Here is an 18,852-nt window from a genome sequence, read left to right as displayed (position 1 = left end):
TAGACTCTCTATGAATTCCGGTTTTAATAATACGACCTTAAAAGTACTCGCACTCCTTATATTCGCGGGACTCATCTATTCTTGCGGTACAGAAATTGAGAAGCCTGCTCAAGATTCGGAGGCATACAGGCAGGCAGTCTCCGATTTTTATGTTTCTCTTTCAGCAGTTCAGGCGGATCAATTGCTTTTTGCGGCTGAAAAGATGGAAACAATAACAGAAAAATATCCCGATGAAGCGGCCGCCTGGGCAAATCTGGCTGTATTCGCCATGCGGCAGGCCAATTTCAATCTTGCCGAAGAGCGCATTAGTGAAGCGCTCGATAGATCACCGGATAATGCAGATATCACATTTCTGGCAGGTATAATTGAGAGCAGGAGAGGTAATGTAAATGCCTCTGTGGATTACCTTAGAAGTGCCGCTGATTTAAAACCCGATGATCTTCAGATAGCATATGCTTTGGTTGAAGAGCTTGAGCGTCAGGATGACATTGCCAATGCGGATGAGGTGTTCTCTATTCTGAATTCCATTCTTGAGCAGGAGCCCGATAACCTGGCGATATTGCTTGAAATGGTCAGGTTTTCGGTAAAGCGTGAAGAGATGAAGACCCTGGAAGAGGCGATGAGTACCTTATCGGATTATGCCGGGAATTGGCCTGAAGATATTCAGAGGCAGTTCAACCAAATCAGTCAAACCATCCTCGAGGATGAAAGTGCGAACCTGACATTTCAACTGGCTTTTCTGAGAAATAATTTAAACCAGCTGCCCAAATTTCAAAGTGATCTTCGGGCTGTGCAGATTCCTCCAAACCAGGTAGGATTTCTGATAACAGAATTTACCTGGCTTCCACAGCCTGAAAATGCGGCAGCTCAAAAAGATGATCAACTGGCTTTTACTTTTGAACTGATGTCGGAGGAAAGCGGTGTCGAGATGGCTAAACCGATTTCGTTGTCAGATCTCGCTGAGTCAGACTGGGTATCGGTGAAGGGAGGTACCGCGGTAATAAACGGGAAGAAAAACCTGCCTTTTCCAGGTGAAGCACGCACCAAGGAGGCGATTACGACCATTGATTTTAATTACGATTTCATGAATGACCTGGCATTCGCAGGTTCTCAAGGTTTCAGGCTCTATCGCCAGGAAGAAGATTCATCATTTACCGATGTCACCGGGAGCCTTGGATTGTCAAGAGAATACCTGGATAAATCCTACAAGAGAAGCTGGTCAGCAGATATAGATCTCGATGGCGATCTGGACCTCGTGATGAACCCGACAGAGCAGCCGGTGGTGGTGCTGCGGAATAATGGCGATGATACCTTTGAAGTCATTGATTTGTTCAGTCAATTTACAGATCCGGTGGCCTTTCTTTGGGCTGATTTTGACGGAGATACCGATCCCGACGCCGCTTTTCTAAATGCTGACGGGTCAATTACAGTGCTCATTAATGAGCGCTCAGGCCGTTTTACGGAAGTAGCCGACTTGCCTGTAGGTGAGGAAGTAATTGATATTGAAGTCTCTGATATAGACAGTGATACCCAACTGGACCTATTGGCTTGGGATAATGAGGGCATTCAAAAAATTTATTATAACAGTAGAGATGGCAGCTGGAACCGTGAAAATTTGGTTGAATTTACCAATAGCCCAAGTGGGGAAGAAGCCGGTGCCGGACATCTTATTGCGGCCGATCTGGATAACAGCGGGAGCAACGATATCTTGGCCGTTACCGATGAGAAATCATACTATTGGCTGTCTGATGAAAATTTGAATATAGATTCTGCAGCAAGTGAAACCGATGGTGGGGTTTTGGGTTTAGCTGATTTCAATGGGGATACACGCCTCGATATGATAGCTCTTAATTCTGAAGGGCAAACGGTACTGGGGGTCAACAGCGGTGGGAAAGATTATCTGGCGCGCATCATACGGCCCAGGGCATCGGGATCTTTGGGTGATCGCCGGATTAACTCCTTTGGAATAGGAGGGGAGATTGAAATTCGATCGGGTCTGCTTTATCAAAAGCAACCCATTGAACAGCCGTGGGTGCACCTTGGTTTAGGAACCTATGATGAGGCCGAAGTGCTTCGTATCATCTGGCCGAACGGTTCTTCCCAATCAGAATTTGCGGAGTTGGGTTATGATTCAAAAATATTCAATGAACAGGTATTGAAAGGTTCTTGTCCGTGGGTCTTTACCTATAATGGTAATGAGATGGAATTTGTAACCGATTTTCTGTGGCGAACTGGTCTTGGAATCAGAATCAATGCCCAGGGAAGTGCCGATGTTATTCACAGTGTGGACTGGATCAAGGTTGACGGTGACCAACTGAAACCTAAGAACGGTTTTTATGATGTTCGTATTACCGCAGATCTTTGGGAAACCCACTTCTTTGATCATGTATCACTCAAAGCGGTTGATCACCCCGTAGGAACCGAAGTTTTTGTTGATGAGCGGTTCTCTTTCCCTCCGGCTCAACCCTCTATTCACTTACTCAAAAATCTGAAACCTGTAGCCGGTGCTATTAACCAGGATGGGAGAAATGTGACGGATAAGATTAGTGATCTTGACCAAAAATATGTTGATGGATTTAAACTGACCAAATATCAAGGCATTGCAGAAGAGCACTTCCTGGAAGTGGACCTTGGAAACGAGGTTTCTGGGAATGATAAATTAAAACTGGTAGCATCCGGGTGGATATATCCAACAGATACCTCAGTAAATATTGCTATCAGTCAGGGCAGTCAACAGGCACCAAGTCCCCTGAGTCTTCATGTGCCTGACGGTCAAGGAGGATGGAAAGTGGCAAAAGAAAACATCGGATTTCCTGCCGGTAAAAGTAAAACCATGGTGATCGATCTTGAAGGTATTTTTGAAGAGGGAACCGAACGAAGGGTGAGACTGGTTACTAATATGGAAATTTACTGGAATAGAGTACTCTGGGGAGTGGAAGCCGATAGCAGTGAAATAATCAGAAAAGATTTGAAGTATGCAGAAGCTGATTTACGCTACCGTGGATTCTCGAGAGTTGAGCGACCAAGTCGTTTTGTTCCGGAAATTCCTGACTATCAAACCCTTCAAGGAACAACTCCTATGTGGAGCGATTTGGAAGGACATTATACCAGGTTTGGTCCGGTAGGTGAGCTGATAGAAGAAATTGATGACAGGTACGTTATCATGAATGCGGGGGACGAAATGGTTTTTAAATTCCCGGCACTTTCCGAACCGGAACCCGGAATGGATCGTGATTTTGTTCTGGTGGGTGACGGCTGGGTCAAAGACGGAGACTACAATACCGGATATTCCACAACGGTTCTCCCGCTTCCCTATCATGGAATGGAAGATTACAGTGAAGCTCCAGGCAGGTTGGAAGATGATCCGGTTTTTCAGAAGTTTCCTGCAGATTGGGTACATTACCACACGCGATATGTTACTCCCAGGGACTTCCGAACTGCACTAAAATTTGACAAAGAATAGATTTGGTTATGAACTCCAAGACTATTGGGAAAATAGCTTTAGCAATATTCTTCATTGCATTGCTTGCAACGCCTTATATTATCGACCGCATGGGGAATGCAGATGCTGAGGTATCCGCCAACAAGGAAGAAGCCCTGCAGAGACACGGTTTTTACCTCGAAGAAGTATCGGAGCAAGCGGGTGTGGATTTCACACACGAGGCTCCGCAGCTGGATAGCAAGATTGAGCATATCATGCCCCAAGTGGCTTCCGTCGGTGCTTCAGTCAGCGTAGTAGACTTTAATAATGACGGTCATCAGGATTTTTACCTCACCAACAGCCGGACCGGCAGTACCAATGCACTATATAAGAATAATGGCGACGGCACTTTTACTGATGTTGCTGAAGAGATGGGTGTGGCATCACTGAACAACGAGCGAACAGGTGCTTCCATGGGCTCGATATGGGGTGATTACGATAATGACGGATTTGAAGATCTGTTTGTATACAAGTGGGGCAAATCAGCGCTGTTTCACAACGATAGAGGAGAGGGTTTCACTGAAGTTTCTGAAAAAATAGATCTGCCCGAATGGGCCAATACCAACTCCGCAATTTGGTTTGACTATGACCGGGATGGCAATCTCGATCTGTTTCTTGCCGGTTATTTTAATGAAAGCATTGACTTGTGGAATCTGGAAACAACCAGAATTATGCCCGAAAGTTTTGAGTATGCCAATAACGGGGGGCGAAAATACCTATTCCATAACCGAGGTGATGGGACTTTCGAAGAGGTCAGTAAAGAGATGGGTATTGAAACCAACCGTTGGGCGCTTTCAGCTTCTTCCGCTGATCTGAACAGTGATGGCTATCCCGACCTGGTGATTGCTAACGACTACGGTGTGGACGAGCTCTATATGAATGACCAGGGTAATGGTTTTTATGAAGCCGGTCAGGATGCAGGTATGGGATTCGCCCCTAAAAGCGGAATGAATGTCTCATTCGGTGACATATTAAATCAGGGTAAATTTGTAGTATATATCACCAATATTTCTGAACCGGGTGTGCTCATACAGGGTAATAATATGTGGGTACCCGATCTTGGGGTAACCGGAAAGCCTGCATTCAAGAACCTGGCCGGTAACCTTGGAGTTGAAGTCGGAGGTTGGAGCTACGGTGCCCAGTTCGGAGACTTGAATAACGACGGCTTCCTGGATCTATATGTGGCAAACGGTTATGTATCGGCTGAGCAAGGTACGGATTACTGGTACGATTTCTCCAAAGTAGCCGGAGGTAACCGGGCCATCATTGCAGATGCTGAAAACTGGCCTGCCATGGAAGGCAGAAGTCTTTCGGGTTACCAGGAGAATAAAATCTGGCTGAATGACGGAGCCGGCAAATTCCAGGAGGTGGCCGGAGTAGTAGGAGGTTCACTTAAACTGGACAGCCGTGCGGTTGCATTTGCCGACTTCTGGAATAACGGTACGCTTGATATTATAGTGGCAAGCCAAAATGGTCCGGTTAAACTGTATAAGAATGTGACTAGAAGCGGCAAGAATTGGATTGCTTTCCACCTTGAGGGAAGTAAAAGCAACAGAAGTGCCATCGGCGCCGAAGCCGAGATCTTCTGGAATGGAAAGAATCAGCTTCAGGTTATTTCCGGGGGCAGCGGTTTTAGTGCCCAAAATCAGCGTGAGCTATTTTTTGGGCTTGGAGATGCCGCATCGGTTGATAGTGTCAAGGTCAGGTGGCCATCCGGGCAAACCCAATTGCTGCAAGAGCCGGAAACCAATATGACTCATACCATAAAAGAAGGCGAATTTTTGGCTGAAAGTGAGAATCTGTAATTTGGTTCATGAAATTGTTTTTCAAATATCACTGCACTACTGAAACGAAGTGGCAATAATTTTTTAGATCATGCAACAGCAATCCGAAAAAGAGTTGAAGCAACAGGAAGGTTTTTTGTCAAAGTGGGATCTGGACGGCCTTGAGTATAAAAAAAAGTATACGCCATCCCTGTTGATTACAGCCATTTTGTTCGGTGCCCATTTTTCTTTCGGAATACTGGAAAGTTTCGGCATGCTGATGACAGCCATCGGTGCCAGTTTTATTACTGAGGCTGTTTTGCACAGGCTTGTGGTCGGCAAGTGGCGTAATATGTCGAGCGCCTACATTTCAGGTATTAGTGTTGGTATACTGGTTCGCTCTCCTTTTCTATGGCCTTATGCGCTTTGTGCTATGATCTCTATAGCCTCCAAATATGTTTTACGTTTCAGAGACCAGCACCTGTGGAATCCATCAAATTTCGGTATTGTAGCCATTCTGGTACTGGCTCCGGGAAGTGTGGCCGGACTCAGCGTGCAGTGGGGAAATAATATATGGGCCATGCTTGTAATCTGGATAATAGGCTCAGTTTCTATCTATAAATTGCGACGATTCCATATCTGTGGTACCTACGTCGCTTCATTCTTTCTATTTGCCCTACTACGAAGTTGGATGACCGGAGATCCATTTTTTGCCGAGATTTCCCCTATCACCGGTCCGATGTATCAGCTGTTTGTTTTCTTCATGATCACAGACCCTAAAACAACAGTTAAAAGCAAGAAATGGCAGTATGTATTTGCTTTTAGTGTTGCCTTCGCAGAATTTTTCTTCAGACTCGGAGAAGCCGTGTATGCACCATTCTATGCTCTGTTTGTGGTAGGTCCCATTTTCTTACTTGTAGAAATGTGGTGGGAGGGACGAAAACAGGAATCCCTCAACAAGCAAGAAGCTGCTCTGGCGGGCTAACTAATACCCACTTTATTTAGCAGCATTTTGCACTAATTTTAGATGATGTACCATCGGCATATCTCCTTGACTGAGAAAAATTTAAGACGGAGGGAAAATATTTTTCATAAAAGATAAAAAAATTTGCTTCTTTGATTAGAAAACCTAATTATTAGGCTGATTAGGAGTAAATATTAATCACTTAGTTATGATAAGGATCGATTTCCACTAAATTCTTTCCTAGGTGGTTTTACTCTCAGCGATAAGCAGAACAAAGTTCTGAATATTTAATCTTAACCTAAGGGGAACATTATGCTAAGAAATGCGATACGGATTAGCTGTATTTTGCGCAATCCCAGGCTAATTAAGCAGAAGCTGCAAAACGTTGGATTATCTTCGATGATAGTTCAAGTTGGTCTTGCAGCTTTATTAATTTTTGCCGTCGGAAACGTAACAGCTACAGCTCAGAATGTTGAAGTGTCAGGAACGGTAACTGACGCAGAGGACGGATCATCTTTACCGGGTGTTAATATAATTTTGCAAGGTACCAGTACAGGTACTTCAACTAACGCCGATGGATTTTATTCTTTACGAGTACCATCACTGCAAGATACCCTGGTAGTATCATTTGTTGGTTATATCACACAACAGGTGCCCATCAATGGAAGAAGCACGGTAGATATTAGTTTATCACCGGATGTACAGCAGCTTGAAGACGTTGTTGTAGTAGGTTACGGTACTCAGGAAAAGAGACAAATTACCGGATCTGTATCCAGTGTTCAATCTGAAGATTTTGTTTCCGGAAATATTAATAATGCCTCTGAATTGATTCAGGGTAAAGTTCCTGGACTTACAATTTCATCAGCCGGTGGTGACCCGAATAGCAGTCCTACTATAAGATTACGTGGAGTTACTACCTTTAGTGCTAACCAGGAACCACTGGTAGTAGTAGACGGTACTATTGGAGGTAATCTGAATAATCTGGATCCTAACGATATTGCTTCAATTGATGTCCTCAAGGATGCATCTGCTTCCGCTATTTACGGAACACGTGGTGCTGCAGGTGTTATTGTTGTTACAACCAAGAAAGGTAAATACAATGCAGGAGACCCCGGTGAAGCGTTCAGTATCAGCTACAACGGATATTTTACTGCTGAGACCATTGAAAACAAGTTGGATGTTCTTTCAGCTGCTGAATTCAGGGAGCTTAGTCAAGTTAGCGGCCAGTCAATTAATGACCTGGGTGGCAGTTCTGACTATTTTGATGAAGTTTCTCAACTCGGTACCAATAATGTTCATAACCTGGCACTCTCAGGCGGAAATCAGTATACCCAATACCGTATTTCCGGTAACTTCCGTGATCGTAGAGGGATACAGAAAGGAACCGGCTTTGAGCAAATCAACGGTCGTTTGAATCTTACCCAAAGTGCATTAGATGACAAATTAGATATTACCTTTAACTTGGGTGTAACCAATAGGGAATCTGATTTTGGATTCGGTGAGGTTTTCCGATATGCCGCAACCATGAATCCAACTGCCCCGGTAACCAGTGATGGGTTTGATAATACCGGTGGGTACACCGAAATTGGTGCATTTGATATCTTTAACCCGGTGGCTATTCAGAATACTGCAAGCAACACCGGAGAGGAGAACATATTAAATGCTTCTGTAAACGCTACCTACGATTTTGATGACTTGGTACCCGGCCTGAGCGGTTCTGCTTTCTATTCTCTGGAAACCAATAACAATACCAATAACCAGTTCTACTCACAGGAGAACAAGTGGAGAGGAGGCGCAACGCAATCTTCTCTGGGTACCGGAGAAGCACAGCGTTATGCCAACAGCATTAAAGCACAACTGTTTGAAGCTACTGCCAACTATGTAACGAGTATTGATGAACTCAATCTTGAATCAGTAGCCGGTTATTCATACAGCGATTTTGAACAGGAAGGAACATCCGCGATCGGCGGTGATTTCATTACCGATGCCATAGGAACTTTTAACCTTGGTTTTGCGCAGGATTTCAACCAGGGTGAAGGAACCGTTGGAAGTTATAGGAATACCAACAAGATTATCGGTTTCTTTGGACGTGTTAATCTTAATTGGGATAACGCCTATTTCCTAAACGCCAGTATACGACGAGAAGGATCAACGCGTTTTGGCGAAAATGAGAAATGGGGTAATTTCTGGGCTTTAGGTGGCGGTTTGGATGTAACCAGTCTCATAGACGTACCTGAATTCAGCCAATTAAAAGTTCGAGGTAGTTACGGTGTAACCGGTCAGGATGCTCCGTTCAATGGAATTTCCAAGCTTCGTTTCGCACCTCAGGGTAACTTCTTCGTGAATGGTGACTTCGTACAGAGCTTCGGCCCTGTAAGTAATGCCAATCCTGACTTAAAGTGGGAAGAGAACCGTGAGTGGAATGTAGGTATTGATTTTGAGGCGCTGGATGCACGTTTATCCGGTACTTTTGAATATTACCAGAAAACCACTCAAGATCTGCTCTTTGAAGTACAGGTGCCTGTTCCGCCAAACTTGTTCCCTACTACCTGGCAGAACATTGGAGAGCTTCAAAACAAAGGATTTGAAGCACAACTTGATTACGCGGTACTTCAAGATCAAAATGTGAGATGGAATACTGGAATCACGTTCTCCACATTTAACACCAAGCTTACAGAGTATACTACTGGTGACGAAATATTCGTTTCCAATGCCGGTTCTCCCGGATTGAACAGTACACCACTGGTTCGAATCAAGGAGGGTGAAGAGATAGGACAAATCTGGGGTCCCAGATTTGCTGAGATCGGTCCAAACGGCGAATGGTTATTCTTTGACGCTGACGGTAATAAGGTAACCAATGACCAAATTACCAGAGAAGATGAAACGGTACTCGGAAACGGGCTGCCTGACTTCTCCATGAGCTGGACCAACCAGGTGAACTACAAAAACTTTGATGCAAGTGTATTTGTACGCGGAGTCTTCGGTCACGATATGGCTAATATGTATCGACTGTTTTATGAACCCCCATCTTCCATAGGTACATGGAACGTAATACAGTCTGCATTTGATGTAACAGAGCTGACTTCAGCTCCTGTATTCTCCAGTTATTTTGTAGAGGATGCCAGCTTCATTCGACTGCAGAATGCAACGATAGGTTATACCGTACCGTTGCCGAACACCGACCAGATACGAAACCTGAGATTGTATGTATCAGGAAATAACCTGTTTACCATAACCGGTTATGACGGTATCGATCCCGATGTCAATTACATCGATCCCGGCCCCTCTGACAACGGTGGCGTACCTGGAGGCGGAGGCGGTGCTTTAGCTCCGGGAATTGAACGTCGTAATAACTGGTTTACCACACGGTCGTTTACCTTCGGTGTGCAACTGGACTTCTAAAAGATTTTAATACAAATACAAAATGCTATTAGCTATGTATAGACGAATATCAAAACCACTAAAAGGTTGCCTTGTCGCTGCATTCAGTCTGATGTTTGTGTTTACATCCTGCACAGATTTGGATGAGACCATAAACAGCGAGGTTACCTCTGATCAGTTCTTTCAAACCGACCAGGAATTTATTTCTGCCCTCGGTGACGCGTACAGTCCCTTGACAATTTGGGGACAGCACAATACCTGGACTTCAATGCTTCACATCTCTTCCGATGAAGGTATTATTACCGTAAAAGGTACTGACTGGGAAGATGGAGGTATCTGGGTGCGTATGAAAAGGCATACGTATCTTTATGATGATCCGGAAATTAATAATGCATGGACAGCGCTCTACAGTGGTGTCAACAATGCGAACCGGCTTATCTTTCAATTTGAATCACTGGTTGAATCCGGTGACGTAAGTGAGGAAGATGCGGCATCATTTATTGCGGAGCTTAAAGTATTGCGTGCATTCTATTATTACCAGCTGCTTGACGGTTGGGGTAATGTACCGCTGATTACCAGCTTTGCCGATGCTCCTGAAAATCCGGCTAATAACACAGATTTTCAGGCTGGTCGTACGGAAATCTTCAACTTTGTCGAGCAGGAACTGCTGGATAACGTTAACTTGGTTAGTGATGACGCAGGATCTACTTACGGTCGTGTCAATGAATGGGTAGCCCGCATGATTCTGGCCAAACTCTACTTAAATGCTGAAGTTTATACAGGTACACCCCGATGGCAGGACGCTGTAGATCAGGCTGACCTGATTATCGATTCCGGTAATTATAGCTTGGTGTCAAACTACCGCGACAACTTTGTGACCAACAACTCCGGTTCCCCGGAGCTGATGTTCGTGGTACCTTACGACAGGGTATTCCTTACCGGGTTTAACCTGGCACAGATGACCTTGCACTACCAGAGTCAGAACACCTATAACCTGCAGGAGCAACCCTGGAACGGGTACGCTGCCATGGAAGAGGCCTACACACGATACATTGATCCTGCAAGTAATCCCGGCCCACAAGGTGAAGTATGGGGCACGGAAGCGACTTCTACCGATGATGGTTTGAATCGCATTCAGGGTACACAGGATGAGCGATTGGTCAATATGATTGTAGGCCCACAGTTTGATGCACAAGGTAACCGCTTGGAAGACGCGAGTGCTACAGCAGCCGATCCAAATGGTACGCCACTGACCTTTACCCCTGAAATCATGAACCTGCAACCTGACGGTCTTCGTCAGGGGGGAGCACGTGTAGGTAAGTTTGAATTTGCTGCGGGTGCTACTGCCAACCTGAGCAACGATTATCCGATTTTCCGTTATGCCGATGTGCTGCTTACCAAAGCAGAAGCGCTATGGCGGATGGATAACAGTGATCCTGAAGCATTGCGTCTGGTAAACTTGATTCGGAATCGTGCCAATGTAGATGATTACTCAGCACCCCTCACAGCAGATAAAATACTTGATGAGCGTGGTCGCGAAATGTTCTGGGAGGTTACCCGACGTCAGGATCTGATTCGTTTCGATGGGACGAATGGAGGAGCTACTCGCTTCAATGATCCCTGGACCTTCAAAGAGGTATCTGATGCAAATAAGAATGTATTTCCAATACCTAGAGATCAGTGCGAGGCTAATGAAAATTTAGTCCAAAACACAGGTTACACACCTTGTCCCGGAGGATAACTGATTGATAACTTCTTTAGGGAAACACGTAGATACGTGTTTCCCTTTTTTTATTTTAGGCCTTAGCATTACTAATAATCATTTGCATGATCAGAATTATTGGTTTATCAAATTTTTTTATAAGGTTCTTTATTCTAGCATTTTTTGTGTCCTGCAGTTCCCTTGATTCATCCGATAACAAACTTTTTATATATCTTTCACAAGATCATACTGGTGTCACATTTGAAAATAATCTCACCTACAATAAAGAGCTGAATCCCTATACCTATCGTAATTTCTATAACGGGGGAGGAGTAGGCATCGGTGATTTTAACAAGGATGGCCTTCAGGATGTCTTCTTTACCGGTAACCAAGTCTCCAATAGACTTTATCTTAACGAAGGGGATTTCAGGTTTAGGGATATCACTGATACCGCCGGACTAAACTCCGAAGGCGTGTGGTCAACAGGTGTAAGCGTAGTAGACATTAATGGTGACGGGTGGCTCGATATCTATGTGTGCAAGTCAGGCAGCCCGGGTGGGGAAAACAGGCACAACGAGCTTTTCATCAATAATGGGGACAGTACATTTACCGAACAATCAGAGCAATATGGTTTAGACGTAAAGGGACTTTCTACCGACGCTGTATTCTTTGATTATGATCGCGACGGTGACCTGGACATGTACTTACTCAGTAACTCCTTTCAATCGGTTACCGCCTTGAGTCCGCAGCCCGGTCTTCGAAGCACTCCTGATTCTGATGGGGGAGATCGCCTGTTCCGAAATGAAATGGGTTCTACAGAGAACCGTTCTGATGGGTCTCCCATATTTACAGATGTTACCGAATCAGCCGGTATCTTTAGCAGCAGAATTGGTTTCGGACTGGATGTACTGGCCGGAGATGTCAATGGCGATTCCTGGCCGGATCTATATGTATCTAATGATTTTTTTGAACGTGATTATCTCTACATCAATAGTGGAGATGGCACCTTCAGTGAACGCTTACCTGAGCTAATGCGATCGATCAGTTTCAGCTCCATGGGTGGGGATTTGGCAGATATCAACCATGATGGGTATCCCGAAATTTTTGTTACGGATATGCTGCCTGAACCTTGGGCACGTGCTAAATCGAAGACTGCATTTGACTTTTGGGATGACTATAGCGAAAGATTCAGAAACGGCTACTTCTACCAGTTTGTACGCAATACCCTTCAGCTCAATACCGGACTTTTACCCGGAGATGGAGTCAAGTTCCGGGAGATAGGAAGGATGTCAGGCGTGGAAGCCACCGACTGGAGCTGGACTGCTCTGTTTGCCGATCTGAACCTGGATGGGTCCAATGATATTTATGTAACCAACGGTATCTATAAGGATTTAACCGATCAGGACTACATCAGCGATCATAACAGTATGAGAAAATTGCGATCTGTGATTGAAGATGATCAGCCGGTCAGTATTCTATTTGATGAAATTCCATCTACCCCCATCTCCAACTATGCATTTTCTGGAACTGACTCCCTTGTGTTTCATAATAAGGCCAAAGATTGGGGCCTAGCAAAAGAGGGTTTCTCCAATGGAGCTGCCTATGCCGATCTGGATAATGATGGGGATCTCGACCTCGTGGTAAATAATGTGAATAGTCCGGCCTCAATTCTAAAAAACCAATCTGAAGTGGTACAACCGGATCAGAGAGGAATGACCCTGCAACTGCAAGGTGCATCAAATAACACTTTTGCAGTGGGAGCAAAAGTCAGAATCTGGATCGACGGAAAACTGTACTACAGGGAACAGCAACCCATGCGCGGGTTTCAATCTTCGGTAGATCCGAGGCTGCATTTTGGATTTGGGCAGTCAGAGACTATAGACTCACTACTCGTGGAATGGCCCGGCGGGGGATATACTTTTAAGGAGAACATACCTATTGAAACATCACTGGTGATAAACAGGTCGGAAGATGAAGGATCTGAGACCTCAATTGATTCAAGAGCATTGAGTGTGAAATCATCACTACCCAAACCACTATTTCAAAATATAACAGCTTCTGTATCTTTGGATTATAGCCATTCGGAAAATGAATTCGTTGATTTCAGGCGGGATCGTTTGTTGTATGAGATGCATTCAACGGAGGGACCGGCAAGCTGTGTGGCCGATATCAATGGCGACGGTCTTGATGACCTCTACCTTGGAGGTGCTAAAGGTCAGGCGGGAAGGATTTTTATTCAAAGTGAAAGCAGAGTATTTAGTAACCTAGAACAGGAAGCACTGATCAGTGACCGGGATTCGGAAGATACAGACTGTACCTGGTTCGATGCGAACGGTGACGGTGCCCTAGACTTATATGTGACCAGCGGGGGGAGTGAATTCCCTTCCAGTTCATCTTCGCTGGCTGACCGTCTTTATATCAATGAGAATGGTGAATTTATACGCAATAGCAATCTATTGCCGCAAAGCCAGTATGAAATAGCTGCGGTGGTAAAAGCAGAAGATTTTGATCAGGATGGAGACATCGACCTGTTTACGGGTTCACGAATGCAGCCGTTTGCTTACGGAGTTGCGGCAAACGGTAACCTGCTGGTAAATGACGGCAGCGGTAATTTCAGTAACGAAAATGAACAACTTGCTCCGGAGCTCCGGGAATTAGGATTGCTGACAGATGCCGCCTGGATGGATTACGATAGTGATGGAGATTCAGATCTGATCATAGCCGGTGAGTGGATGCCGCTGACGATCATGCAAAACATGTTAAACGAGACCGGTCAGGCCACTTTTGAAGAACTGACTCAAAAATCAGGCTTAGGCGAATCATCCGGCCTATGGAAATCCCTACTCATAGCTGATGTTAATAGAGACGGGCGTCCGGATATCATTGCCGGAAACCAGGGTCTTAATTCACGTTTCAAAGCCTCCAGGGAAAATCCGCTGAAACTCTGGGTTAATGACTTCGACCAGAACGGAAGCATCGAACAGGTTATAACCCAATCAGAGCAGGGAAGAGATATTCCGCTGGTCCTGTTGCAGGATCTCAGGCAACAGATGCCGAGAATCGGCAGCCGGGTACCTGATTTTGAAACCTATTCCGAGATGGATATGAACGATCTGTTTACCCAGGAAGAGTTGAAAGGCGGTAGTGTGCTTGCCGCTAATAACCTGGAGAGTGCTGTATTTGTGAACAAGGGCAACGGTAATTTTGAAATGCAATCGCTTCCGCAGGAAGCTCAGTATACGCCACTCTATGCCGGCTTGTATCATGAACGTTCTCCGGAGAATACTGCTTATCTGCTTACAGCGGGAAATCTTGATGCCGTAAAACCCTTGTTCGGTGCATACCAATCGGGTTATGGTACCGTTTTAGAATTCGGTGAGAATAATATTAACGGGTTAGATCTTGCAGAATCAGGATTTATCGTCGGAGGGGAAGTCAGGGGAATTCATGCCGTGAAATCTCTTGATAATCTTTTATTTTTAGTGATTCGTAATAACAACAGCCACATTTGGTTTAAGCAAACAGATTGATTTTTCAGATGTTCAGAATTTCATTAGTGTTAGGTATTCTATTATCTATTTTGGCAGCCTCATGTGAGCAGAAAACCGAGTACCAGAGACTTGTTGAAAAAGAGTTAGCCAAAGAGTCCAGGAACGACAGCCTTTTTCTCGGTTATTACTTTGGTATGCCGCGCCAGGATTTCTTCGATCACACCTGGGAATTAAACAGTAGGAAGATAGTGATGCAGGGGAATCGGACAGCCAGTATTCGCTATGATCTGGACAATTTGAAATACCCTGCCCAAATGAATTATTATCCGGACTTTTATGAGGGAAAACTATACAAAATGCCTGTCAGATATATGTATAATGGTTGGGCTCCCTGGAATAGGGATTACTGGGCCGACAGTCTGAAAAAAGATGTGTTATCTGTTTTCAGAGAGCGATACCCCAACCGCTTTCGAGAAATGAATCATCCGGAGCTGGATCTACCTGCTTATATCATGGTCGACAAAAATATGAGAATCTCTATTTACGAAATGGATAACAAAGAAGTCGTTGTCGACTATACCGATCTATCGGTGCTGAAAGAAATTAAAGATGAAGAGTAAGTTCGGACCCGTCTACATGATATTTCTCAAACGCCTTTTACTATTATCTATTATTTCTCTTTTTGCATTCTCAGGCTGTCAAACAGATTCTGTAAACAGAACTCTTTTCAGTGAACTTCCCCCGGAGCAGACCGGAATTGAATTTTCTAACGACCTCACCTTCAGTCAGGATTTCAATATCTACCGGTATCGCAATTTTTATAACGGGGGCGGAGTCGGAGTCGGAGATTTTAACAACGATGGGTTGCCTGATCTTTACTTCACCTCGAATATGCAGGAAAACCGGCTATATCTTAACGATGGAGACCTCAGCTTTACCGATATCACCGCCAAGGCCGGTGTAGCCGGGCAAAGAGCCTGGTCGACGGGGGTCAGTGTGGTTGATGTCAACGGGGACGGCTACATGGATATTTATGTATGCAATTCGGGAATTGTGCAAGGTGATGACAAACGCAATGAACTGTTTATCAATAATGGTGACAGTACCTTCACCGAGCGGGCTAAAGAGTTTGGCCTGGATGACTCCGCATTATCCATACATGCCAGTTTTTTTGATTATGATCGTGACGGTGATCTGGACATGTATCTGGTGAATAATTCTTTTCGGGCAATCGGCAGTTTTGAACAGGAAGAAAATACACGCAATATCCGTAATGAAAAGGGCGGGGATAAATTATATCGCAATGAAGGGGAAAGGTTTGTTGATGTAAGTGAAGAAGCGGGCATTTATGGCAGTGAGATCGGTTTCGGGCTCGGCGTATCTGTGGCCGATGTAAATCGCGACGGTTGGGAAGATATGTACGTATCCAATGACTTCTTTGAACGGGACTATCTGTATATCAATAACAGAGATGGGACATTCAGTGAGGTATTGGAAGAGCAGATGAAGAGCGTGAGTGCGGCTGCAATGGGGGCTGATGTAGCCGACCTGAACGGCGACGGATACCCTGAAATATTTGTGACCGATATGCTGCCGGATCCCGAATCAAGATTAAAGCAGGTAACTACTTTCGACGACTGGCAACGCTACCAGAAGTATGTCAGAGACGGGTATTATCACCAATTCACCAGGAATACTCTTCAGTTGAATAACGGTAACGGTACCTTTAGTGAGGTGGGGCGCTATGCCGGTGTGGAAGCGACCGACTGGAGCTGGGGAGCAAATATCGCCGACTTTAACCTGGATGGAGAAAGAGATCTTTTTGTAGCGAATGGCATCTATCAGGACCTGACCAATGTCGATTATTTACAGGAAGTTTCAAAGGAAGAAACCGTGCGAATGATTGTTAGTGACAGCACAGTCAATTTTGAACGGCTGATAGAGATGATTCCTTCGACCCCCATTTCAAATTATGCTTTCAGCAATCGCGGAGGCATGCAATTTGCCGATTCCTCACGTGCATGGGGACTTGATCGTCCCGGTTTTTCCAATGGGTCAGCCTACGCCGATTTGGATAATGACGGTGATCTGGAGCTGGTAATCAATAACCTGAATAGCAAAGCATCGGTATATCAAAATAACTTTGTAGAACAGAATCGGAAGGGTAATTGGCTCAAGATTGAACTGAAAGGACAAGCACCCAACCATTTTGCGGTCGGTTCACAGGTAACTCTTTGGGCAGAGGGAAAACAATGGTATGCGGAGCAGATTCCTGTCAGGGGTTTTCAATCGACGGTAGATCACCGGCTTCACATTGGACTTGGTGATACTGAGAGTGTTGATTCCCTGGTTGTGCAGTGGCCCGACGGGGCAGTTTCAAAGACGACTGAGGTATCTGTCAACCGCAAAATTTCTATTGATAGAGAGGATGCAGATCTTTTGGAGTCCCGTGATGAAATGGCAGATGGCAATAATAAGGAAACTGTCCTGGAAGACATCACGGATGAACTTAACCTCGAATGGCAGCATGAGGAGAGTACCTATAATGATTTCAGCAGGGATCGGCTACTCTTCCACATGCGATCTACGGAAGGTCCGCCACTATGCATAGCCGATGCCAACGGTGACGGGTTTGATGATTTTTATGTAGGAGGGGCCAAGGGTCAGGCGGGTGTTCTGTTTCTACAGTCTGAGGAAGGGGAGTTTAATCAGAAAGGAGTTCCGCTCTTTTTAGAGGATGCCGGCAGTGAAGATACTGACTGTGTATGGCTGGATGCCAATGGCGATGAGCAAATGGACCTTTTTGTAGGAAGTGGCAGTAATGAATTTCCGCCAAGCAGTTCTGCGCTCAGCGATCGATTATATCTGAATGAAGGTAACGGGAATTTCGTCCGTGCCGAACTTGGAGTGCCTTCCTGGAGATATAAGACAGCAGGAAGTGTGAGTGCAGGAGATTTCGACGGAGATGGGGATACCGATCTCTTTCTGGGTGTCAGACTTCAGCCTTTTGGAGTGGGGCTTCCGGTCAACGGGTATCTGCTTGAAAATGACGGAACAGGGTCTTTTGAAGATGTTACCGAATCTATTGCTCCGGATCTTGCGGCATTGGGTATGATAACCGACTCTGAATGGGGCGATGTTGACGGCGACGGCGACATGGACCTGGTACTGGCGGGTGAATGGATGCCATTGACCATTTTTGAAAACTCTGGGGATGGCCAACTTACTAAAATGGAATCATCTACCGGTATAGAGAATGATGTTGGATGGTGGAATTCAGTTAGACTCAATGACCTCGACGGGGACGGTGATCTGGATATTCTGGCTGGAAATCACGGCAAGAATTCCAGGTTTGAAGCTACTAATGACCAACCTGTTGAAATGTGGATCAATGATTTTGACGGTAATGGAAGTATAGAGCAGGTCATTTCCACTTATAAAGATGGCAAGCGGTATCCCATGGCCCTTCGGCACGATTTGCTGGAAATGCTCCCGGAGCTTGAAAGCAAGTATCCTGACTACAACTCTTACGCGGGTCAGACGATCAGCGATATCTTTACGTCTGAACAGCTGGATCAGAGCCAGAAATTCACAGCCAACAGGCTAGAGAGCGTGGTTGGATGGAATGACGGGAGTGGTACTTTCACGTTACAGAATTTGCCTATGGAGGCACAACTTACCCCGCTATATGATTTCCTGACTTTGGATATTACAGGTGATGGTAGCAAGGAAATTCTTACAGGCGGAAACCTGTATGCTGCCAAACCCGAGGTGGGACGTTATGATGCCGGTTATGGTTCCGTATTCGGCGTTGATGGTAAAGAGATACATGAGATACCTAGTACACGATCCGGATTTTCAGTAGATGGAGAGATTCGCAGTATCCAACGTATTAACAGCCCTAAATATGGACAGGTTATCCTGGTGGCCAGGAATAATGCCGGGATCAAAGCTTTTCGGATTAAGAAGTAGGTATCATTCAGGTTTAGGAAACTTCTCAAGTTTCCTAAACCTGGAGTGACAATTGTTACTCAATCAGCCGCTCTGCTGCGGGTGAAAGTTGGTAAGCA

At 45.1% G+C, this 18,852-nt stretch carries 8 protein-coding genes; all 8 read left to right on the top strand.

Annotated features, from left to right (window positions below; translation table 11 throughout):
- Window positions 1-10: 10 nt before the first annotated feature.
- A complete protein-coding gene (locus G3570_RS08285) occupies window positions 11-3,463 on the top strand; it encodes a CRTAC1 family protein (RefSeq protein WP_165141117.1) in 3,453 nt (1,150 codons plus the stop codon).
- An 8-nt stretch (window positions 3,464-3,471) separates the two neighbouring features.
- Window positions 3,472-5,286: a CRTAC1 family protein gene (locus tag G3570_RS08280; protein ID WP_165141115.1), complete on the top strand. Its 1,815-nt coding sequence runs from the start codon at window positions 3,472-3,474 to the stop codon at window positions 5,284-5,286.
- A gap of 70 nt (window positions 5,287-5,356) precedes the next feature.
- The gene (locus G3570_RS08275; protein ID WP_165141113.1) at window positions 5,357-6,229 is read left to right on the top strand and encodes an RnfABCDGE type electron transport complex subunit D; all 873 of its coding nucleotides are present in this window, start codon (window positions 5,357-5,359) and stop codon (window positions 6,227-6,229) included.
- 378 nt (window positions 6,230-6,607) lie between these two features.
- On the top strand, window positions 6,608-9,610 hold the full coding sequence (locus G3570_RS08270) for a SusC/RagA family TonB-linked outer membrane protein (protein WP_165141111.1): 3,003 nt from the start codon (window positions 6,608-6,610) through the stop codon (window positions 9,608-9,610).
- 34 nt (window positions 9,611-9,644) lie between these two features.
- Window positions 9,645-11,330 carry a RagB/SusD family nutrient uptake outer membrane protein gene (locus G3570_RS08265; RefSeq protein WP_249066815.1) on the top strand — a complete coding sequence of 562 codons (1,686 nt, stop codon included), beginning with the start codon at window positions 9,645-9,647 and terminating at the stop codon, window positions 11,328-11,330.
- A gap of 146 nt (window positions 11,331-11,476) precedes the next feature.
- Window positions 11,477-14,821, top strand: coding sequence for an FG-GAP-like repeat-containing protein (locus G3570_RS08260; RefSeq protein ID WP_165141109.1), 3,345 nt, complete (start codon window positions 11,477-11,479; stop codon window positions 14,819-14,821).
- Between the two features lie 50 nt (window positions 14,822-14,871).
- Window positions 14,872-15,402, top strand: coding sequence for a hypothetical protein (locus G3570_RS08255; protein ID WP_165141107.1), 531 nt, complete (start codon window positions 14,872-14,874; stop codon window positions 15,400-15,402).
- Entirely contained in the window at window positions 15,392-18,754 is a 3,363-nt protein-coding gene (locus G3570_RS08250; protein ID WP_165141105.1) for a CRTAC1 family protein, read from the top strand. The genes G3570_RS08255 and G3570_RS08250 overlap by 11 nt, the downstream gene beginning before the upstream one ends.
- Window positions 18,755-18,852 lie beyond the last annotated feature (98 nt).

Source organism: Halalkalibaculum roseum, assembly GCF_011059145.1.
GTDB lineage: Bacteria > Bacteroidota > Rhodothermia > Balneolales > Balneolaceae > Halalkalibaculum > Halalkalibaculum roseum.
This window is presented reverse-complemented; position numbering and strand designations above follow the sequence as displayed.